Here is a 22,244-nt window from a genome sequence, read left to right as displayed (position 1 = left end):
CTGAAGCAACCACCTCCAACCGGAGTTACAAGCCGTGCGCTATATCGCCATTCTGTTTTTTGCATTAACCACTATTGCCCAGGCTGAAGTCACCCTGGTGGAAGTGATTAAGTCCGAAAACAAAATGCACTTGCTCGATGGCGACAAGGTTATAAAGAGCTACCATGTAGCCTTCGGCGGGCAACCCCAAGGACACAAGCAGCAGGAAGGCGATGAAAAAACCCCTGAGGGACACTACACGCTGGATTACAAAAAAGAAGACTCCTCTTATTATCGGGCAATGCATATCTCCTACCCCAATGCCGAAGACCGCGCTCAAGCTGAGGCTCGGGGAGTCTCGCCAGGTGGCTTCATTATGATCCATGGCCAGCGCAATCGACTGGGCTGGCTCGCTCCAATCACCCAACGTTTTAACTGGACCGATGGTTGTATTGCCCTTACCAATGACGAGATGGATGAGTTTATGGCTCTCGTAAAAATCGGCACCCCCATTGCAATCCGCTGGTGAGACATCACCAATATAGAGGCCATAACAGTTCTTCAAAGTCCTTAGGGAGATTTTGAAGAGCTGCCCGATAGCCAAGGGACTGGATTTCCCCTCTACAACCAGTCAATATGCCCGCCGTAACTTCACCTTGGTGGGGTGGTCAACTTTTAGGCAAGCTGACAGAACACCACCTTCCGGACTAATGAGAAACCGATAGAAAATGACAGTAAAAGTCGAATCCGTAGATAGCCTATTGAAATCCAGCGGTCGCGAGGGCGAAGAAGTCCGCGTTCAAGGCTGGATCAGAACCCGCCGCGACTCCAAAGCCGGCCTCTCTTTCCTGGCCGTACATGACGGCAGCTGCTTTGATCCGATCCAGGTGGTTGCTGAGAATCACCTGCACAATTACCAGTCAGAAGTGCAGCGCCTGACTACCGGCTGCGCGGTAGATATCCTCGGTACCATCAAACCATCCGAAGGCAAGGGTCAGTCTATCGAACTGCTCGCCACCGAAGTCCAGGTTGTCGGCTGGGTGGAAGACCCGGATACCTATCCCATGTCCCCCAAGCGCCACACTATGGAGCACTTGCGCGAACACGCTCACCTGCGCCCGCGCACCAATGTCAGTGGTGCCGTAGCCCGCGTACGTAACTGTATCGCCCAAGCGATTCACCGTTTTTATCACGAGAACGGCTTCCTCTACGTGCACACCCCAATTCTCACCGCTTCTGACTGTGAAGGTGCTGGCGAGATGTTCCGGGTCAGTACCCTGGATATGGAGAACTTGCCGCGCACAGATAAGGGTGCGGTGGACTACAGCAAGGACTTCTTCGGCGAAGAGAGCTTCCTCACTGTATCCGGCCAGCTGAATGTTGAGAGCTACTGCCTGGCCATGTCCAAGGTGTACACCTTCGGCCCTACCTTCCGTGCAGAAAACTCCAATACCACTCGCCACCTGGCAGAGTTCTGGATGGTTGAGCCGGAAGTTGCCTTTGCAGACCTGGCAGATGTAGCCGATCTCTCCGAGCAAATGCTGAAGTTTGTATCCAAGGCGGTACTGGAAGAGCGCGCCGATGATATGGCCTTCTTTGCTCAGCGCATCGACAAGGAGGCTATCAGCCGCCTGGAGAATATCATCGACAACGATTTCGCCCGCATCAACTACTCCGAAGCGATTGAAATCCTGGAAAGCTGCAAAGAGAAGTTCGAGTTCCCCGTATCCTGGGGTATTGATCTGGCCTCTGAGCATGAGCGTTACCTGGCAGAGAAGCACTTCAAAAAACCAGTTATCGTGATGAACTATCCGAAGGATATTAAAGCCTTCTACATGCGCATGAACGACGATGGTAAAACTGTTGCCGCAATGGACGTTCTGGCACCGGGAATCGGCGAAATTATCGGCGGCGCCCAACGTGAAGAGCGTTTGGAGAAGCTCGATGAGCGTATGGATGAAATGAATGTACCCAAGGAACACCTGGACTGGTACCGCGACCTCCGCCGCTACGGCACCGTGCCTCATGCGGGCTTTGGCCTGGGCTTTGATCGTATCGTGTCCTACGTGACCGGCATGGGCAACATCCGCGATGTAATCCCCTTCCCGCGCACACCGAAGAACATCTCGTTCTAAATAAAAAGCCCCGCGTTGCGGGGCTTTTTATTTCACATACCAATCTTCAAGCGCTCAGCCCAGTTGCTGTAGCAATGATGTCATCGCTCGCCTTTTCACTGATCATATAGACCGGCACCACAATGAAAAAACCGGGGATTCGGGGGAACACCGAAGCATCCACCACCCTTAAATTATTGGTGCCGTGAACCCGGAATTTACTGTCGACAACTGCCATAGGATCACTGGCAGGCCCCATTTTATTGGAACAGGAAGCGTGATGTCCCCAAGCTTGGTTCTTAACAAAATCGCCAATTTGCTGATCTGACTGAACCTCATTACCGGGCAATAATTCCCTGGAGACCTGCTTGCTCACAATAGGGCCCGACATAATATCCCTGGAAATTTTTACCCCCTCAACAACGGCTTGAAGGTCTTCCCCCAGAGCATCATTACCCTCACCAAAATAGTGGAAATTGATTTCCGGTGTGTCCCTGGGATCAGCAGATTGCAGGGTCACACGCCCGGCGGTATTGTTCGTATGGCCTTTCAGTACAATCCAGGAGAAACGGTCTTTGTAGTCCCGCAATGCCTGGGAGTACCCGGGAAAGTAGCCGTGGAAGTCGGAGGGCACTCCGAAAATAAACAAGTCGGGATCTTCCAGCTCCGGTTTGGAACGTTTGACCAGAGACAATACTGGACCATTTCCACTGTAGGGCCCCTGATTGAACCAGCCATAGCGATAGCGATTTAAGCAGGGATCATTCCCCTCCCCCCAAGTGCAATCTTTAAGAAGGGCAAGATCCTCACTCATCTCACTAACGATTCCGACCTCATAGCGATCCTGGAGATTCTCTCCTACCCCAGGCAGATCTAGCAAGGGCTCTATGCCGTGATCTCGGAGCTCATGGGCGGGACCAATTCCCGACAACTTGAGAAGTTGCGGGCTATTGAAGGCCCCTCCAGACAAGATAACCTCGCGATTTGCCCGCACTTGCCTCAAGACTCCGGCAGTACCGCTTTCGTCATGGTAAGGATCTGCCTTATACAGGCTCGCCCCCTCTAAAAACTCCACCCCAACAGCAGTATTCCCCTCAAACAACACACGAGTTGCCAGTGAATTTGTACGAATATGAAGCAAGTTTGGATAAACTGACTGGGTATCTAAGAGGTATTCGCGCACACTGGTACGGCGGTTTCGGCTATCTGCTGCCATAGGGGCGATAAAAGGCCCTTCCTGGCCACTGGCCACGTCCCAATGATTGATATCCAGGCGAAGATTGCCGCTGATAATTTTTTCCAGAGCCCCTTCGAGCCCATACTTGGCCAGCGCAGCCTGCGCAACTTTCAAGATCGCCGGGTCTTCCAGCAACAAAGCGGGATTGCCGCGATTCGTAGGCAGCCAACCATCAAAACCGTGGCGGGATGGATTGGAGAAAATTGGGCGGGGCACATATTCACAACGCTCTAATCGCTCAAAATATCGCCGCATATTTGCGCTACCCCAGGAGATATCCCCTGTATCCCGAGCTATGCGGTCAAAATCATTGTTATGTGGATAGACTGTAATCAATGCATGGTGCGTGGTACAACCACCGATAGTACTCGCCCGTGGGTAGAGGATTCCCTTCTCGGAAACATATTTTTCGTCCAGTTTCTGCTGATTGATATCCGCATAATGCTTAACAAAAAAGTCCCAGCTCAATTTTGGGTCTTCAGACGCAAAGGGGTGCCATGCTGGAATATTATGGGTGTCATCACTGGGGTCATCAGCACCAGCTTCCAACACCAAAACAGAAAACCCCGCCTTTGCTAAATTTACCGCTAATGGCCCCCCACCCGCACCGGACCCAACAATCACGTAGTCATATTGATCATAGAAATTCCGATCCAACATTGAGAGAGCGGAAACCAATCCTGTCGAAGCCGCGCTGGCAGCAATACCCAGTTGCACCGCTCCTTTAGTAAAATTTCTACGACTAATTTTTTTGCTCGACACTTTCTTGTCAATCGAATCCTTCTCTTCCATAGTGCTTATCCATTTTTATACGTTGTATCCAAGATAAGCATTATGCACGCCAGATTTTGCAATTCTGTCTTACAGAAATTGCTTTAATCTAAAACTCGACCTACTTACCAACGCGAGGATGTATCACATGCCTAAAAGATATATCGACGCAAGACTTCTTAAATGAAATTAAATAAACCTCTCCCATTCCACCTGGAGACCCCAGAAGAGAAGCACCTGTGAGGCATCAAATAAAAGGAAAACGAGTTTTTAAGCTGGCCAAAATCAAACGTCACGCTTCAAAATTCAATCAGCCAGATAAACCTTCAAACACCACCTCAAAAAGGAAACATAAATAAATTTGAATAACTGCAAGGCAGTTTATTATTTTAAGAATTACGCCAACGCTTAAAATAATAAATCACCCAGTCCGGCAAGTAACAAACTCAGATCACAACGGCGGTTTTCGTGAATTTTCTACACAATCAGTCGCTGGAATATTCTTAGCCCACCTATTGAGAGCTTAAAACATTGCCCAAAGTATCAATCTGTCTATATGATGCAATCATCGAATTTGATTGCGATTCTTGGAATAACAACTAGATTAATAAACACTAAAAAATAAAAGCGATCCGATTCAACCCAAAATCCTCAGGAGCATCGGACACAAGTTTTAGTTGATGACCGTGAGAAGGAGATCAGAATGTCTGGAAAAGGGCTCTATATCACCTACGAAGAACTTTTAAAACTCGAGAGTTTTAGAAAACCTAACTCAACACCAAGAAAACCCCAAAACATTGATACCACCCACCTTGATGATATCGAAGTAATCATTGCTAACGGCAAAGGAATTCAAGCTCTCGATAGAGAAGCTATCAACAAACTACCACTAACAGGATGGGTTTGTAGATTTCCCGCCCACATTCACCCCCCCAAAGGGTTGAAACTCGTTCAGGTCAGCGAGCACCTATTGAATATTGCTCCGGCTAGAAATATGCCGTTGCAAAAATTTGAAGCTTTAGTCAAGGAACTCACTATCAGCGCCATCACAATATTCAAGAAGCAAGGTCGAGCCGTCTGATATATGACCATGATCACAGCCGACTGCAAAACGGTATGCTATTGAGCTGCCATTTTGCTATCTCTCCACTAAGTACTTACCCCCTAGCCTATTAATTTCTGAAATGCGATTAACTTCCTGATGTAAGCTCGCATTTCCGGAGTATCAAATTTCCCCTGATAACGATCAGGATCGTTGACTGAGCGCCCCTTAATACCGGGACAGCCGCCAAATCGTATTAGTGTGGAAAAAGCAGGCATTAACTGCAACTCTTCTACCGAAGCCTTGATTTCTAAACCCAAATGATCTGAGTACTCTTCAATATATCTGGAAACCGTCCCCATACCTGAAAGTGTTTGTGCACAAACCATATTCCCAACTGTCCCAAACTTGGGGAATCGATGAACTTCTTTAAAGTCCACCTTATCAAAGCTGGCCAATAGATTTTCCTTCAATACCAACTCGGCAAACTCCAGGTGCTCCCCCTTTTTGGGTTTCAAGCCTGTCACCTGGTAGTGGAGCGCCTCAAAGGGAACAAAAAGATTGCTCCACCCCTTTTCAATTTTTGAAATTGCATATTCCTTATAAGCAGCTTTTTCCTGATACTTATCGATAGTCTGAAAGATTGAAAGCGCCAGACCAACAACTGCCACCCCGGCTGCAACACCGCCTATCCTGGTTACCCTTTTCAGGCCAATTTGGGTTTCATCCCATGTCTTCCCATGAATTGCCAAAAGAGCCGCGATAGCTGTAAGTGCATGCCCTAAAATAGAAATAGTCAGATCCATAAGCTCCCCCAGAAAAAATCAAATTTCAATATGCACTAAAAATCAAATCTTGGTATCACTATCTACCGATACCAGAAAATTTCAACACAGTAGATACACGCCACATTGCGAAAATTACCGCCAAACTATCTATTTTCATTAATGGGCAGAAACAAATAGAAAGATACACTTACTCAGAAAAGTTAATCAATAAGTTAAAAATACTATTTTTAGATGGAAGCCTTATAAGAAACCCAAAACAAAACAAAACAATCGTACCCACTTGGATTCACCTCGTCGCACACAATTAAATAGCAATATACAGAGCTTGAACTTTTCCCGTGGATTTAATTAGAAAGCAGGCAAAGCAATAAGGGGCAAAGGTTGACTCACAAGATAGCATTTAACTAACCACACTATTTAATTCAAATCCCCTGACTCCATACAATTAATAAATTTAAAGGGCTATTATAACAACCGACCCCCAACTACCTGCCGAACATCTCCTTTGCGACCCAAAGGCTACTATAGGGAACCTTTTTAAAACTTGACCCTGAATAGCTAACGACTATAACTATTCACAAGGTTGTATAACACGCAACATCTACTGACCAACTGGTATCCATATGATACATCTATTTATGCACGCGAATGTTAAGGACTTCAACGAATGGCACAGAGTGCTAGAAGAGTTTATGCCTATAGTGAAGCAAATGGGCGCTACAGCTACATCTGTATATCGAGAAATTGACAACCATCACAATGTAACAGTGATCCATGAGTTTCCTTCGAAGGAGCATGCTATCAAGTTTGTCAATAGTAGTGAGCTTGAAGAATCTAGAAAAAAGGCTGGCGTGCTTGTAACTCCAAAAATTTGGTATACAGAAAAATTATAATTATTCCTTATTATGGCATAAAAATTTATAAAGCTATCCTCACCCCCAATAGGCCTATCCATTCAAAGGGTGTATCTTGATCAATGGCTCTTCCTTTATAAATAAGCTGACTCTAGAGTATCCCTCCACTAACAGTACCCATATAACAATACTGATAACCCCTGCCTTTAAAGTAACTTCATATACTTGACTGGCACATGATCAACCAGCCACACATTATTAGCCGAGCGATAAAAATCAAAACCATCTCGATGCATGGATTTAGCCTCCACCCTTAACAGTACGGGCTTGCCATACCTGGCACCAACAGATCGAGCAACAGCCTCAGATTCTGACAAGTGAACATGATGCCTTTGCATTTTCTTAAGCCCTTGCGCGAGGATATCTTCAACAAAACGCTCTGCAGTGCCATGGAGAAGCGCACCTGGTGGTTCAAGGGGGCTTAAATGTAAATTAATATCTACAGAATGTCCCTGATTGGCTCTGATAGAAAGACCATCATCACTTATAGAAAACCCCTGCTTATCATTGGTTTCCACAACGACAGAAACCAAATCCCTGTTTAGCTCAAAGTCTACAGTTTTCTGAATCAACTCATCAACTGCCACCCATCCATTCTCATCCATAAACAAGCCGATGGCTTCAGGCTTATGCCTGAGCAGGTAGCTGAAGTATTTTGATATCCTACTCAGCTCTCTACTGAACTCAGTATCTCTATTCAATTCTAATATTCCACAACTAAGAATTTAACTCGAAATTTTATGATGGGACATTCACCTTGGCGAAAATGTACTCATCAAAATAAATACCCCCTTTTTTTACTGAGCAGCTTAAAGTCCCTTCATGCTTATACCCCGCCTTCTGTAAAACCTTCATTGATCCGACATTTCCAGAAAAGACAGAGGCATAAAGCCTGACAATATTTTGTGAAGAAAAAATCTCACGAGTAAACTGAGTCAAAGCAATAGTAGCAATTCCTCTCCCCCAAAATTCTCGCGCAACCCAATATCCAACCTCACCGGAGTGAGAATGCTCAAACAGCTGCTCACGCATACTTATAATCCCGCAAAAGGTCCCTCTGTACTCTATTGCCTTTACAACCCCATCCTTCCCACAACCTTTATCAACCCACCAAGCCGCATCTTCCAATGTATAAGGGTGAGGAATTCTCGATGACAAATACTTAAGCACTGACTCATCATTTAAGTACTCAACCAGTAGTGCTTCATCACTCTTTTCAATGTTTCTTAATTCAATCATTCGGACAAACCATCAATTCCTTAACCTATTACTGACACCCTTTCAATGAAAATCAATGCTTTGTTGAAAGCTAGGGTTCTCAGCTATCAACTATTCCTGCCTACCCTCTAATCGACACAATAGCTTTTTAGCTTCCTGCGACTGCTTCACATTTATTACTACATCTCAAAAATGACAGCCATTATCAATTATAATCGACCCTATTTGTACGGAATTCTATCAATATGTACCCTCAACAACTCAACTTGGCAGTATGGGCCTCACTAGCCCCTGCTGCGTTGGTGTCTGCCCAGGAAGTAACTCAAACGGTAGAAGAAGTTGAAGTTATTGGTAGAGCCCAACAATTTTATCTGGACTCTCATACACAAGTTGGAACTAAAGCAGACGCAGACTTATTAAATATTGCGATGTCTGCTCAGGTACTAAGTGAACAGCTTATTGAAGACCAGGCTGCCCGCGATATCACTGACTTGTACCGCTCCATCGCAGGAGTTAGTGAATTCAGCTATTCCGGAGTCACATTTCGGGGATTTCGAGACAATAAAAATATATTTTACGATGGAGTCCGCGGCGATCCCTATTCGGGGTTTAGTGTTCCTCAAGTATCAAATGTAGCGCGCATCGAGGTACTAAAAGGGCCATCCTCCGCCCTCTATGGCGGCGGCGAGCCCGGAGGGATGATTAACTACACCTCCAAGAGGCCAACCTTCGATGAGCGCCGTGAATTAACAGTCACCTCCGGAAGCGAATCGCTTAAAGGAGCTTCTATCGAGCTAACAGGCAGTGTAACTGGAAATATCGCCTATCGTTTAGGAGGCTTCTATGAATCTCAAGATAGCTTTCGCAATAATGCGAACAGCGAGAACATTGAACTTGCTGGGGGACTACTATTTGACCTCTCAGAAGACACTCAACTGACAACCACCTTCGAGCACATAGAACAAAATCTAGGCGGTAACCGCCTGCGCGGCGTGCCCGTTAATGATGACGGGAAATTCTTGGTGGATCCTTCCTACAACACCAACGAAAAATCTGATTATCAAAACCTAAAAGCCTTGGTTCTACGAACCAAAGTCAAGCATAAGCTGACAGATAGCCTGAACTTTAACGCAACAGTGCGTTACATGGAAAATGAAAGGGAGCAGGCTTATCACGAATCGCGCGGTTGGGTAGACATCAATGGTGATGGAACGGCCAATACTGAAGATGGAACCATCCGCCGTGAGTACCGCGATCAGTACCGGGCAAATGAAGAGCTGAGCCTTACTTTGGACTTTGTGTATGACACAGACATTTCAGGTATGAATCATCAGATTTTGCTTGGTGGTGACTATCATGATGTTGATACAAAATATGACTATTGGCGAGCGCGCCCTGGAGCAGACGGTGTTACAAACCTCAACATCTACGAACTCAACTACGGGATAACTGACCCGTCAACTTACAACCTTATCAATATGAATAAGGATGGTACGGCCAGCATCCGTACCAGCATTTATATCCAGGATACTGTGGAATTGACCAATCAGTGGTTCTGGATGATAGGTGCGCGCCTTGATCAGTTCGACGAAACTGAAAAAGAAAGCGGCAATAGCTACAAAGATAATGATGCAAGCTACCGTACAGGCATCACTTATAAGCCCGTAGATACACTATCCCTCTATGCAAATTACTCCCAGAGCTTTAATCCGGTGAGCGCAGACGACTTTGAGGGCGGCGCCGAGGAGCTTGAACCCAGTACTGGCAGTCAAGTGGAGATTGGTGTGAAGAAGGAATGGCTGGATGGGCGTTTCCTGACCACTCTAGCCTTCTATCAGATAAAAAAAGCAAATATGGCCCAAAGTAACCCCGCCTATATCAGTGCCGATGAGACCCCGAATGAAGCCGAAATTATCAACCTCGGGCAGGTTCAAAGTGGTGGAAGCGAGTTCACCTTAGTCGGTGACATAACTCAGAGACTCAGCATAACAGCTAATTATGCGTACAACGATACGTATATCGCTGAGGGTGACTCACGCAATGTGTCAGACTCAGGTCAGTTCGTAAATGCACCCAAGCACCAAGCAGGCTTGTGGGCCCGCTATGACCTCAGTATATGGGATTCAGCATTTGCTATTGGTGCCGACTATGTGAGCGATCAAATAAGCTTCGATGATCAAAAAGTAAAGGCCTACACTGTACTCGATGCCAGCTGGGCAACTCGCTGGGATGATATTCAGCTGAGTATCAACGTAAAAAACCTTTTGAATAAAACGTATGCAGTGAGCGGTTTTAATGAGCGGCAAGGACATTTTCCCGGCCAACCACGAGAGCTAATCGCCCAGCTATCCTATGACTTTTAGCGACCCAGCAATTTATCGTCAGCGGATTTCCACTGGCGATACCATCTTGTTCTATACAGAAAGGAAGTTCTTTGGCGATACACTCATCAATATATTCCCGCAGACTTACCCACCTATTCAGCCCTTCTTCTAAACTTAGATATTATGAAAATGACACTGATCCCCCAGATTGAATTTCTATTAGCAAATATTCAATCCGAGGTAGCACCTTCAATCAAGACGAGCACAGGCCATATAAATTTCGATCGAACAATCTTTCCCTGACGCTATACAGGCAAAAACTACGATTAATCAAGTTGGTATTCAAGGTCGTAGTAATGAACTCCACCATCCATCTGAATAGACATTTTCCCAGAGATTCCCACTAGTTCTCCAGTGCCAGAATCAGGCACAACTTCTAAAATAAGGAAGTCCTCTCCCTTCTTCATGATCCCAAAGTGCTGTAAAACAAACGTGCCTCGCTTACCACCTAGAGTACCGGCAACTTGCTCTATGGCTACATACCCCGCAGATCCTTTTACAGGAGTCATTGCACTTAGCATTTCTCCTCGACTTTCTCCTGAAAGATCACCGTAAAAGACTTTATTAATTGACATACGCCCCAAGCTGTTTCCTTCACTACCTTTCGCATACGGATCCATCGGCTTTACAGTAACCTCGAACTTTCCTGAAATTTTCATATTTGCTCCTTTGCGAATTTAGATTGAAGTAGTACGTGTCTGGCTTTACCAGTAACAACTTAGGCTCTAAGGGAGTCTAAAGTGCTACTTATCGGTTTTCCATTTTAATATACAAAACTGTATATTTATACACCCAAGATAGCATAGTAAGTGACTATGGGTTGAGATGTTTATGAAGGTGCGCAATTAACACTCAAAAGTACTAATGTCCATTAAGCGGTTAAGAGACATAAGCGAGAAATATTGGAACCCACCGAAGCAGTATGGGCTTTTAGCACTTCCAATCTCGTCGAGAATATAGTTCATTATTATTTGGGACCAGGTGGAAATACGCTTGTCGATTCTACACAGAGAGAAATTAAAGAAATCGGTAAAACGGGATTACAAGAGTTCAGTGAAGCAAAGCCGAAATGACGATGCCCCCAAAACTATTTTGGAGACTATGAGTTATTATTTTTTCTACACTAGTATTGGCAAAACGATAGATCGTAGATCTGTGGATTGATTAGCCCAAAACACTTACTGCCTAACTTATTAGCACCATTATTAGGTGTAATAAGCTAGGCATATTCCAGGAAACCAGCTTCCCTTCACATAAAACGATCAACTACTTGGCGCAGTTGCCATAGGCGCCGGTACTAATACGTCTTCGCCATCACTCTCTTCTTGAGGTTCAGTAAACCCAAAGTCCTCCAGTATTCCGTAGAGCGCCGGTAGCACCAGAAGGATCAGAATAGTAGAACTGCTGATACCAAATACAATACTGGTAACAAGCGGCACCAACACCTGTGCCTGCAGACTGGTTTCAAATAACAGTGGCAACAGGCCTGCAACTGTGGTCAGCGAGGTAAGGAAGATGGCTCGGAAACGATCGCGGCTGGCTTGGCTCGCCGCGCTATGCACATCCATTCCTTCACGCACTCGCCGCTTCACAAACTCCACTAACAATATTGAGTCATTGACCACAATTCCGGCGAGAGAGACAAAACCCATCATGCTTGGCATAGACATATTCTGCCCCATGATCAGGTGCCCCCAGATAACACCAATCAGCGCCAAAGGAATAGCCACCAATACAATCAACGGCTCCACATAGCTGCGGAATTGCATGGATAGGAGAAGGTAGATACCAATGGCACCTATTAACAGGGCGCGACCAATGGACTTACCTGTAACCTCACTATTTTTCATTTCCCCTTGCATATCAACGCGCAATCCTGGGAACTCACGGGTAAGCTCAGACAGGAACTTCTCCTGGGTGTCACCTAGTACCTGTCCAGCATTCGCTTTCTCAGTGAAGACATCAGCAAACACACTTACTACCCGCTCGCCGTCAATACGTTGAATTCGCGCATACTCCCGATTCATTTCTATATCGGCAACGGCAATCAGCGGAACTCGTTGCTTGGTAGCTGGATGGATAATGACTAATTCATCGAAACGGCTCAGTGCACCGCGGGAATTTGCATCCATACGAACCTGAATCTCGTAGGTTTCCCCCCGATATTGAATTTCATCTATCTCCATCCCCTGGTAAGCAGCTCGTAACTGATTAGCGACATTGCTGGCGTCCAGGCCAGAGGCATAAGCGCCTTCACGCATTTTGACAGTGAGTTGCGGCTTGCCAGGACGCAAGTCATCCACCACATTCACTACGCCGTCGTATCCACGCAACCAATTCTGCAAGCGAATGGACGCTGCCTTTAGCTGATCCAACTCCAAACCGGCAAGTCGCAAGTGGATAGCACGGCCGGCAGGGCCTAAGGCCGGTTCTTTATAAAGAATAGCGATTGCCCCTGGTGTGTCGCCGGCAGCCTCACGCCAAGCATGGCGCAATTCATCCATGCTGGTATTGCGGCCTTCAGCGGCAAGCAGATCGACATTAATTGTGGCCACATGGGGCCCCGATTCAAAGGCATCTCCGTTAACACCAAAAGTGACACTCGTATGGTTTACCAAAGGTGCTCTTTCATTTTCAGAAAACTCTGAGGCAACTTGATCCAACGTCTTCAACTGCTTATCGACTAATTTCTCCATATCGACCAAAGACGTGCCTTGAGGCATTAAGATCCGAGCTTGCAATAAATCGCCCTCCAAGGTGGGAAACCCCTGAAACTTGACGATCCCCGATGTCATCAAACTAATAGTGACCAGGAACAAGCCAAATACACCCCCGACAAAGGCATAGCGATATTTAACAGCCCAATCTGCTGCGCGCCCCATATTTTCTCGCCAACCATCAAAACGTTTGGCAAAAGCCTGCTTCCAGGCGGGGGTCCGACTTTTATGCTCAAGGGCATGACGCAAGTGTGCCGGCAAAATCAGGAAAGCCTCGATCAGACTAATGAGCAATACAGAAATCAATACAATGGGGAGCACCTTGAGGACCTGCCCCATATCCCCCTTAATAAAGATCAACCCTCCAAACACCATTACCGTAGTTGCGAATGAAGACAGCACTCCACGAGCCACCCGCTTGGTGCCATTGATAACCGCTTCCAACGGCGACCTTCCCTCTCGGTGTTCACTGGCAATACTCTCCGATAACACAATGGCGTCATCCATCAGGATACCAATGGCAATCAACAGTCCCACCAGGCTGATCATATTAATGGACACGCCCATGGCCGTGATCAGTGCAAACGAACCCAGGAATGAAACTGGCAAGCCCATGACCACCCAAAAGACATAGCGGCCACTGAAAAACAGATAGAGAGCCAGCGCTACCAAAATCAGGCCCTGCCAGGCGTTAGCCATAATCATCTGCAAGCGATCCGCAACGATAGAGGCGCTGTCTTGGGTTAGAGTGAGTTTCATACCCTCAGGCAGATTTTCATTTTCACGGTCGACAAAGTCGCGTACGGCTTCAAGCACACGCAAGCTATCATCCACACTATTCTTCTCGACATTGAGAAGCGCTGCACGATGACCGTCAAAAATAATTTTGTCTTCAGCCAGCTCAAAGTCATCGTAAATTTTTGCAATATCCCCAAGTCGAACTTCCGCTACATCACCACCTTTAATCACCACCAGGTTTTCCAATTCTGCAACCGTGCGGCGCTCTTCGGTAAAACGCACCTGGTATTCTCGATCCGGCGTGGATACCTTGCCGGCGGGCATGTCGATCGCTTGCTGGTCAATAATATTAGCCAGGTCCATCACGCTGAGTCCGTACTGGCGCAAGTTATAATCTGAAACTTCAATCTGAAGCTGGTGGTCAGAAAAACCGGAAATGCGCACAATAGGAATAGCGGGATCGCGGAGTAATTCGCGGCGGTAGTGCTCCGCCAGCTGGTTTAATTGGGGCAAAGGAAGGTCAGCACTGATAGCAATACTAACCACCCCCTGAGTGCGGCCCAGTTCTTCGATCACCGGGCGCTCGCTTTCTGCAGGAAGCGAATCGATACTGTCTACTGCGGACTCCACATCAGCAACAAACTGGTCCATATCACCCGCTTCTTGCATCTTGAGGGTCATCAGGCCCAGATTATCTTTTGCCTCACACAATCGCTCATCAATAAAGCTGATTCCATCGGTGGCCTCTTCCAAGGGAAGACAAATACTATCTTCCACTTCGGCTGCCGCAGCGCCGGCATAAGGTACCGAAACCTGAACCTCAAACTTATCGACTTCCGGCATTGTTTCACGCTTCATGCTGGGCAGAACAAAAAGCCCGCTTAGCATCAGCGCAACCATCAATAAATTGGCCGCCGTTGGGTGACCGGCAAAATAACGTATCACTGCTGGGTACCTCTAGCACTCGCCGCAACGGATTGCTCATCACTGACGACGGAAACTGCCATTCCATTAATCGCAGGAATTACATCAGTCACAATAACCTGCTCACCGGGATTCAATCCCTCGCGGATCACAGTGGTGTCGCCTTGGTGGTAGTCAATCTGTACGGGGCGCACTCTTAGTTGACCATTTTCTACCAGATAAACCTTGCCTTCATGGAGGGCACGGCGGGGTATGGCGAGTGCTGGTGCGGCGGGAGCCAATAACTCTACACGAGCATACATACCGCGAAATAGCGGTGGTTTTTCACCGGTCACCGCTTTGCCGTAGGGGTCATCCACAGCTACAACAACGGAGAGTGTTCGACTGGTGCTATCCAGGGTTCCACCCAAGCGCACTACCCTCCCCTGCCACTCACTATTCCCCGGGCCACCCACCAGGGTGATCCGAGCTTCCAGCCCTAACAACATTTTGGGTAGATCATCAGGAGTCGGATTGGAATCGATGCCAGGCCTTAAATTGCGCAAAAGTGGAGCCACATGAACCATAGGAAGCTCTGCTGCAATTTCTACTTGGGCAAGGCCGCTTGCATCAAATAAACGGGCATTGCCAGCAACATATTGGTTTTCTTCAACATGAACTTCGCCAATACGAGCATTAAATGGCAGGATCACCTGGGTGCGCTCCAGGTTGTATTTACTGTCCCGTACCTGAGCTTCTGAGCGAGCTATCTGGGCTTCAATCACTTTACGGCGGGTCGGGAAAAGGGAGAGCTGGCTGCTCTGGTTCTGCACTTCCTGGCGCAAACGCAGCATATTTTGCTCTTCAGTATCTACGGTCGAGCGGGAGACGGTTCCCTTGGCAACTAACTTTTGCTTGCGAGCGAGTTCTTTCTCACCCAATTTGAGGGTGCGCTCGGCGATGTCCAAAGAGCGTTTACTATTGGCCTCTTCCACGTCCAGCTCTTGCAAGTTAGCGCGATTTGCAGCCAAGTCACTTTCAGCCTGCGCCAGGGCAAGCTGGTAGCTGGTATCATCGATCTTCAACACCAGTGTACCGGCAGAGATAATATTTCCCCGCTCCAATTCCGGAGCTGTATACACCACCCTACCACTGACTTCTGCATTGGCTTCCAGGAAAGTACTGGGTTTCACCTCACCATATGCAATAGCTTGAGCTCGCAGCGGTAACTCCTGCACTTTAATTGCGTCTACCACCGTTATAGGAGCCTCAATAGCATCGTGTTTAGGCTCACCTTTAGTGACGACCAATGCCATAGATATAAACACCCCCGCCGCTATCAAAGCTGGTAATGCCAGCCGGCGATTCATCAGTGCTTTCATATGAGTCTTAATTTCCATTGCCGACTTCCTCGCCTTTGGTCACAGATTTATTGGAAACGCCACGGAGTAAGAGTTGAACGGTATGGTTAATCCATCTCTCCCGGTTTTCCTCCCCCAGAGCAAAGCCAAACCCCTCCTTCAAGGGGTCGCCAGCGATGAAGGGAAAGGCAATCAGACTGATAAAAGAGACTGGCATCAGGTCAATATCCAGGTCCTCTCGCAACTGGCCGCTGGATTGGAGAATTCCCAGCAACCCGCGCAGCTTTGGCACCAGTTGTGAGGCTAACCTGTCAACAAAGAGTTCGCGCATTCGACCAGATTTGGAAGCCACTTCATCAGCAATCAGGCGCGGAATCCAGGGCTCCTTGATGTATAGGCGTATCATTCGACTCATTGCTTCTTTCAGCAACTCTAAAGAGGGCTCCCCTCCATCCAGCCCTGCACTAACAAACGCGGGGCCATACTGCATGATTTGGCTCCGAACCACCTCGATAATTAGCCCCTCCTTACCGCCAAAGTGGTAACTGATCATCGCAGAATTCACCCCTGCTCCCTGAGCAATCTCCCGAATCGAAATATCACGGAAGGCCTTATTCCGAAGTAGAGAGTAGGCTGAGTGCATAAGTGCCTCACGCACCTGGGATTCACGCTCAGGATCTTTTGGGCGCCCGCGGCCTCGAGTGGATGGATTGTCAGTCACAGGCATTTACCCTTAATTAATCAGCTGATTAATTAAATAGGAATTACACCCATGCAACAACCCCATAATCCGACCAGTCAGTCAGGTTGTGCCGGGTTAATTTCTGATTCACAAGCTAAGCATCTCGGGACGCAATACGTGCCAATGATCAAGGGTTTGACGGGGCTAGCAAAATAGGTTGTAAAATTGACCTCCTGCAAGTGGCCACCTTTACTAAATTCAGCAGTACTTACCGGGAAAATTCCAACCACTTAGATTGGTACATTTTCAGGCCAAATATCCAAATTTCTACTTAAAGCGGCCTGAATGCGAAACCAGGAAAGCCATTCAGCTAGAGCAGAAGAAAAACGTCGCAATCTCATCCTCTTCCATATCCGAACGCCAATCCCAACAAGACTTTCTGTATAAATGATGAGTGATGAATAATTTTAAGCTTTAAATAAAGCATTACTACAACCAACACCCTCCTCAATGTTAGTATTAGGCCGTTTCAATATGAATATTCTACAGACCCTATCTATTTCAAGAATAATTTAACCTTCAAAGGGCATATAACTTATGGTCAAGTATTTGGCTCTCATCTCATTTTTTCTTATGGCTACTTTCGCAAAGGCTACAGACCTTAAGAGTTCTCCCCTGGTAATTGGCGACTCAATTAGTTTTCAGTCAAAGATATTAAAGGAAAAGCGCACCTTAAATGTCTACTTACCCGAGAGCTACCATCGTGAACCTGAAAGAAACTACCCCGTAATCTATCTTTTAGATGGCTCCTTATCCGAAGACTTTATCCATATAGCGGGAGTGCTCCAATTCGGCTCATTCTCATGGATTAATATGCTTCCAGAATCCATTCTTGTAGGCATAGAAAATATTGATAGAAAACGCGACTATACATTTCCATCCAAAATAGCTTTAGATCAAAAAGAATTTCCATCATCAGGCGGATCAAAGGAATTTATTGATTTTTTGGACAAAGAGGTTCAACCCATTATTGCGAGCAATTTCCGTACAAAAGAAAATTCCACACTGATAGGTCAGTCTCTGGGAGGACTTGTAGCTACAGAAATCCTGATAAAGCATACGGACCTTTTCGACAACTATATTATTATCAGCCCAAGCTTATGGTGGAGTGGAGAATCTCTTCTGACAAGCATCCCTGAAGACTGCTGTGAGGACAAACAGATCTATATTGGAGTTGGAAAAGAGGGGGAAGTGATGGAGCGCCTAGCGCGAACACTATACAACAAGCTAGATAATAAGAAGAGCAACACAAAAATACACTTCGGCTACTTTGAACAACTAGACCATGGTGACACTCTGCATCTTGCTGTTTACGATGCGTTTGGAAAGCTGTTTTCAGACAAAGCCCCTAAAAACTAGAAACATTTTTCAATTTAAAACTGGTTGCTTTCGTTTCAGGAAATAGAATACAAAACCTGCGGGAGCAACACACCACTTACCTCACCATCAATCAAGTACACAATTACCATAGCGTCAACCTCATTTCAGCGACGTTCTGAAAGAGAGGCGGTGTGACATTTACAGTAAACACCGCCAACACCCTACATTTTCTAAACCTACGTCAAAGCTGCACGACGGAAGTTGTACACAGCCACCTGAGACAGAATAAATAGTGTAAATGTCACTACCAAGCCAGTCAGCATTACTGGCTCGTAGCCCTCAACCAATACAGAAATAAGCCGCGAAGAACCATTAAATAGAAAGTACATCGAGGCAGGAAGTATTAATAACCACTCTTTGCGAAAGGCACCAATTGCCGTAATGATCGCTAAGCTAAGCGTGGGGGCACCGAGAGTACGTAGGTTAGTGAAACCGTAGTTAGTTGTGGCATCAAACCCTGCTGGACCATTAATAACTTCCGGGAAAAGCATGGTCACTAAGCCAGCCGAACCCAATATAAGTACAAATATACCGGAAAGAAATTGTGCGAAACGAATCATATTAAATATTCCATCTGGTTGATTAAATGAACAGAATGAGAACTCAAAGATCCCCTGAAAAATTCCTTATCATTTCTGCGAGACCTCAAGAGGCACTTAGCCCGGATAACAGACCAAAGCAGTGCTACTAATTGACTGTATCAAGTCTCACTATTTTTGATTGCGCAGGGGGCAGAGTGATTAGCATTCAGGCTTCCAGCAAACATGAGCAAGTAATAAAAGTGACTGGTTTATAGTCTTCAGCGGTATCAGCTATAGTTTGCCCCAGGAGGGTTCTAATCAAACCACCAGGACGATAACTAATGCTCGTCGGACTAAACGTAAAACCAACATCACCATTAGCACCAGCAATGAGCATGTATTCATTCTTTAGCCCCTCAATAACAAGAGGGTTTAAATATAACGACATATCGTTAGAAAAGTACGCTGTTAAGACAAGGACTAGATTAACCAGCAAGCCAACACTTTACTTGGAACATCCAGTCAAGGATTTGTACAAATCCGTCAAATCGCCTTTTTACGCATTTGGGAAGGGGCTACTTGATAGTGTTGCTTGAACACCCGGGAGAAGTAACTAAGCTCATCAAAACCACACTCCAAAGCAACTTCAGTCAGGCTAAGATCGCTATTGAGAATCAGCTGCTGTGCTTTCTCCATCCGTTTCGAGGTAATATATTTCGTGGCACTACTGCCATAGACTTGCTTAAATTTACGAGTAAATGTTGACTCGCTCATATGGCATAGAAAAGCTAAATCCGCCAGTTTAAGAGGGGTGTATAAGTGAGCTTGCACCACTTCCTGTAGCTTAGGTTGTTGCCTGATGAACAACTGCCCCAACATCTTCGCGACTCTTCCACTACTATCAATCCTGGGGATAAGCTCTACTAATTCTCGAACTTTTAATACCACCAGTGGCTCACTGAATACTTCTGGCTGCTGGATATAGTCAATTATGCTACGCATATAATTGGAGAGCAGTACGGATTCCTGCAGGCGCTCAGCCGAGGGGGGCTGATTAATGGACTTATTATCCTCCTTAACAGCAGTCCTACTTTCGCCATTATTACCAAAGGCATCAGGCATACCACTTGGGTAGAGTCGCTGTAATAGCTCTGACGTTAGCCGAAAACCGATGAAATTAATTTCATTGTTTAGTCCATCTTCATGCCACTGATTAATAAAATTATCTGTCTTCATTAGCACAGTGGCACCTGGGCTCAAGGTAAGGGTTTCATCACCGCAAACCAGGGTTGAACAGCCACTGATAACGTAAACCAACCTTGCCTCATCAACCAAGCGGTCTTGATAACTTAACGGTGCCCTGAATTTACGCTGACCAATTACCATTTTCCCTTGTATTTTAAATACAACTGATTCTTCACTATCTGGCATAAATTATTATCTTTATCAGGGACCTAGTCATTTGCAATAAAACATGAAGCATATCAACTTTTCAATCAGAGAAAACGACCAATCGGAAGTGATTACCATAGCTTCTCCGGCAGGGGACCAAGTTAAATCCAGGGGCTATAAAGAACATACTCTACAAAGCATCTTCTAAACCTAAGAGACTCAAAAGCCTCTGAAAGGAATAAAACAATTTAAGGAGCCTCTGAACAACTCCGTGATATCTTTGGCATGCAGAGCGGTACAATCAAGGCGCGGCTTCGCAGGAATGTCTAGACCTTTCAAGAAGTTGCTACACCACCGCGTTAACTTCCACCTTATTCCCTACTGGATCAAAAAATACCAATTGCCGTACATTGCGTCCGGGCACATCCATTAGGTGATTGGCGACTCCCAACGCATCCAGACGCTGCTTAACCGGCTCAAGCTCATCTGTACGGAAAGCTATGTGATCCAGGTAGGGTTTCTCAGGCTGGTCACCACTCACCTCACCATCTATTAAATGCAAAATAGCCCTACCATTGCCATAGAGCCAAAATCCATTACGCTTGAAATTTGGCCTCTCACCCTCGGTCAGACCGAGAACCTGGGCATAGAAGTCCCGTACCCGCTTTAGGGTTTCCATAGGAGCAGTAATATTGACGTGGTCGAGTTCCATCTGTTTTCCCTAATTTACAAGGCACATCCTTGTGCCTGATTATCAGCAAGTTATCTGTCTATAACTTACACAATACTCTTGTTCCGCAACTCTTCTACTTGCTCGTCACTTTTACCAAGCAAATCTCGCAATACTTCCTCAGTGTGCTCACCCAATACTGGCGGCGCCTGAGTGTAGTCGAGTGCGGACTCGGAGAAGATTACGGGGTTGCGCACAGTCTTCACCTTTCCAGCTTCCGGATGATCCTGCTCAACCACCATACCCCGAGCCTGCACTTGAGGATCAGCAAAAACCTCCTCCAATGTGTTGATAGGCCCACAGGGAACATGAGCATCACTAAGATGCTGGAGCCACCAAGCGGATTCGTGCTTACGAGTCGCAGCTTCAATCTGCGGCACCAATTCTTCACGGGCCATTACCCGCGCTGAGTTAGTCCCGTAGGCAGGATTTTCTGCCAGTTCTTCTACACCCGCGATTCCGCAGAAGCGTTTAAACTGGTCATCATTACCCACTGCCAACATAAAATAGCCGTCTTTTGAAGGGACCGCCTGATAGGGGACAATATTGGGATGGCCGGTACCCTGTCGCTCAGGGCTTTTACCGGAGGTAAGGTAATTTTGAGCTTGGTTAGCCAACCATGAAACCTGGGTATCCAATAAGGCGAGGTCGATATGCTGGCCAACGCCCGTATGCTGCCGGTAAACAACAGCTGCCAATACAGAAGATACTGCGTACATCCCCGTCATCAGGTCGGCTACTGCCACCCCCACCTTTTGCGGGCCCGCACCCGGTTGCCCTTCCGGCACACCGGTAATACTCATCAGGCCACCCATCCCCTGGATCATCGCATCATAGCCTGCGCGATTTTTGTACGGGCCAGTTTGCCCAAAACCTGTGATCGAGCAGTAGATAACACCAGGATTGATCGCCTTGATGGATTCATAATCCAGGCCGTACTTTTTCAACCCATCTACTTTGTAGTTTTCAAGAAGAATATCGCATCGGGCTGCCATCTCCTTGATCAAGGCCTGGCCATCTTCAGTAGTGATATCTACGGTAACTGATTTTTTTCCGCGATTGGCACTTAGGTAGTAAGCGGCATCAGCAGTGTCATTTCCCTTCTCATCCTTTAGGTAGGGAGGGCCCCAGTGGCGAGTGTCATCCCCTCGCTCCGGGCGCTCTACTTTAATAACCTCAGCCCCAAAATCAGCAAACACCTGCCCAGCCCAGGGTCCGGCGAGAATACGACTTAAATCGAGTACCTTTAAGTGTGCGAGTGGACCTGCCATAACTTCCTCATATCGCTTACTTGCGGGTTAACCGCATATTTT

General features: G+C 46.6%; 18 protein-coding genes. 6 read left to right on the top strand and 12 right to left on the bottom strand.

Features of this window, described 5'->3' with window-relative positions:
- Nucleotides 1–34: 34 nt before the first annotated feature.
- Together ACJJI8_RS16730 and asnS are read left to right on the top strand one after the other, a co-directional pair.
- Nucleotides 35–508 (top strand): L,D-transpeptidase family protein, encoded by a 474-nt coding sequence (locus tag ACJJI8_RS16730; protein WP_444933079.1) that lies wholly within the window; start codon nucleotides 35–37, stop codon nucleotides 506–508.
- 199 nt (nucleotides 509–707) lie between these two features.
- On the top strand, nucleotides 708–2,114 hold the full coding sequence (asnS, locus tag ACJJI8_RS16725; RefSeq protein WP_444933078.1) for an asparagine--tRNA ligase: 1,407 nt from the start codon (nucleotides 708–710) through the stop codon (nucleotides 2,112–2,114).
- Nucleotides 2,115–2,160: 46 nt separating this feature from the next.
- Here the strand turns inward: asnS and ACJJI8_RS16720 are convergent, their stop codons facing one another.
- A complete protein-coding gene (locus tag ACJJI8_RS16720; RefSeq protein WP_444933077.1) occupies nucleotides 2,161–4,122 on the bottom strand; it encodes a GMC family oxidoreductase in 1,962 nt (653 codons plus the stop codon).
- Nucleotides 4,123–4,804: 682 nt separating this feature from the next.
- Here ACJJI8_RS16720 and ACJJI8_RS16715 point away from each other — a divergent pair.
- Nucleotides 4,805–5,182, top strand: a complete 378-nt coding sequence (locus ACJJI8_RS16715) for a hypothetical protein (protein WP_444933076.1) — start codon at nucleotides 4,805–4,807, stop codon at nucleotides 5,180–5,182.
- Between the two features lie 83 nt (nucleotides 5,183–5,265).
- Here the strand turns inward: ACJJI8_RS16715 and ACJJI8_RS16710 are convergent, their stop codons facing one another.
- Nucleotides 5,266–5,949, bottom strand: coding sequence for a hypothetical protein (locus ACJJI8_RS16710; protein WP_444933075.1), 684 nt, complete (start codon nucleotides 5,947–5,949; stop codon nucleotides 5,266–5,268).
- Nucleotides 5,950–6,569: 620 nt separating this feature from the next.
- Between ACJJI8_RS16710 and ACJJI8_RS16705 the strand changes: the two genes are divergently transcribed.
- Entirely contained in the window at nucleotides 6,570–6,824 is a 255-nt protein-coding gene (locus ACJJI8_RS16705; protein WP_444933074.1) for a DUF1330 domain-containing protein, read from the top strand.
- A gap of 167 nt (nucleotides 6,825–6,991) precedes the next feature.
- Here the strand turns inward: ACJJI8_RS16705 and ACJJI8_RS16700 are convergent, their stop codons facing one another.
- Together ACJJI8_RS16700 and ACJJI8_RS16695 are read right to left on the bottom strand one after the other, a co-directional pair.
- Nucleotides 6,992–7,546 carry an RNA 2'-phosphotransferase gene (locus tag ACJJI8_RS16700; protein ID WP_444933073.1) on the bottom strand — a complete coding sequence of 185 codons (555 nt, stop codon included), beginning with the start codon at nucleotides 7,544–7,546 and terminating at the stop codon, nucleotides 6,992–6,994.
- Between the two features lie 37 nt (nucleotides 7,547–7,583).
- Entirely contained in the window at nucleotides 7,584–8,084 is a 501-nt protein-coding gene (locus ACJJI8_RS16695) for a GNAT family N-acetyltransferase (protein ID WP_444933072.1), read from the bottom strand.
- Nucleotides 8,085–8,308: 224 nt separating this feature from the next.
- On the opposite strand from ACJJI8_RS16695, the gene ACJJI8_RS16690 reads away from it, so the two are divergent.
- Nucleotides 8,309–10,426, top strand: coding sequence for a TonB-dependent siderophore receptor (locus tag ACJJI8_RS16690; RefSeq protein WP_444933071.1), 2,118 nt, complete (start codon nucleotides 8,309–8,311; stop codon nucleotides 10,424–10,426).
- A gap of 287 nt (nucleotides 10,427–10,713) precedes the next feature.
- Here ACJJI8_RS16690 and ACJJI8_RS16685 read toward each other — a convergent pair whose 3' ends face one another.
- The 4 genes from ACJJI8_RS16685 to ACJJI8_RS16670 all read right to left on the bottom strand — a co-directional run bounded on the left by ACJJI8_RS16685 (nucleotide 10,714) and on the right by ACJJI8_RS16670 (nucleotide 16,887).
- Nucleotides 10,714–11,106 carry a DUF3224 domain-containing protein gene (locus tag ACJJI8_RS16685; RefSeq protein ID WP_444913639.1) on the bottom strand — a complete coding sequence of 131 codons (393 nt, stop codon included), beginning with the start codon at nucleotides 11,104–11,106 and terminating at the stop codon, nucleotides 10,714–10,716.
- 603 nt (nucleotides 11,107–11,709) lie between these two features.
- On the bottom strand, nucleotides 11,710–14,847 hold the full coding sequence (locus ACJJI8_RS16680; RefSeq protein WP_444933070.1) for an efflux RND transporter permease subunit: 3,138 nt from the start codon (nucleotides 14,845–14,847) through the stop codon (nucleotides 11,710–11,712).
- On the bottom strand, nucleotides 14,844–16,205 hold the full coding sequence (locus tag ACJJI8_RS16675; RefSeq protein ID WP_444933069.1) for an efflux RND transporter periplasmic adaptor subunit: 1,362 nt from the start codon (nucleotides 16,203–16,205) through the stop codon (nucleotides 14,844–14,846). Before ACJJI8_RS16675 ends, ACJJI8_RS16680 begins: the two co-directional genes overlap by 4 nt.
- Nucleotides 16,195–16,887, bottom strand: a complete 693-nt coding sequence (locus ACJJI8_RS16670; protein ID WP_444905407.1) for a TetR/AcrR family transcriptional regulator — start codon at nucleotides 16,885–16,887, stop codon at nucleotides 16,195–16,197. The genes ACJJI8_RS16675 and ACJJI8_RS16670 overlap by 11 nt, the downstream gene beginning before the upstream one ends.
- 558 nt (nucleotides 16,888–17,445) lie before the next feature.
- Between ACJJI8_RS16670 and ACJJI8_RS16665 the strand changes: the two genes are divergently transcribed.
- Nucleotides 17,446–18,267 (top strand): alpha/beta hydrolase, encoded by an 822-nt coding sequence (locus tag ACJJI8_RS16665; RefSeq protein WP_444913637.1) that lies wholly within the window; start codon nucleotides 17,446–17,448, stop codon nucleotides 18,265–18,267.
- Between the two features lie 197 nt (nucleotides 18,268–18,464).
- Here the strand turns inward: ACJJI8_RS16665 and ACJJI8_RS16660 are convergent, their stop codons facing one another.
- From ACJJI8_RS16660 to ACJJI8_RS16645, 4 genes are all read right to left on the bottom strand, one after another.
- Nucleotides 18,465–18,848: a hypothetical protein gene (locus ACJJI8_RS16660; protein ID WP_444933068.1), complete on the bottom strand. Its 384-nt coding sequence runs from the start codon at nucleotides 18,846–18,848 to the stop codon at nucleotides 18,465–18,467.
- Nucleotides 18,849–19,352: 504 nt separating this feature from the next.
- Nucleotides 19,353–20,240 (bottom strand): AraC family transcriptional regulator, encoded by an 888-nt coding sequence (locus ACJJI8_RS16655; protein WP_444913636.1) that lies wholly within the window; start codon nucleotides 20,238–20,240, stop codon nucleotides 19,353–19,355.
- Between the two features lie 307 nt (nucleotides 20,241–20,547).
- Complete coding sequence (locus ACJJI8_RS16650) at nucleotides 20,548–20,913, bottom strand: VOC family protein (protein ID WP_444933067.1); 366 nt, start codon at nucleotides 20,911–20,913, stop codon at nucleotides 20,548–20,550.
- A 65-nt stretch (nucleotides 20,914–20,978) separates the two neighbouring features.
- The gene (locus tag ACJJI8_RS16645) at nucleotides 20,979–22,202 is read right to left on the bottom strand and encodes a CaiB/BaiF CoA transferase family protein (protein WP_444933066.1); all 1,224 of its coding nucleotides are present in this window, start codon (nucleotides 22,200–22,202) and stop codon (nucleotides 20,979–20,981) included.
- Nucleotides 22,203–22,244 lie beyond the last annotated feature (42 nt).

It is taken from the genome of Microbulbifer maximicatervae (SeqCode), assembly GCF_052467695.1.
The sequence above is the reverse complement of the archived record's forward strand: the minus strand, read 5'-3'. Positions and strand labels throughout refer to the sequence as shown.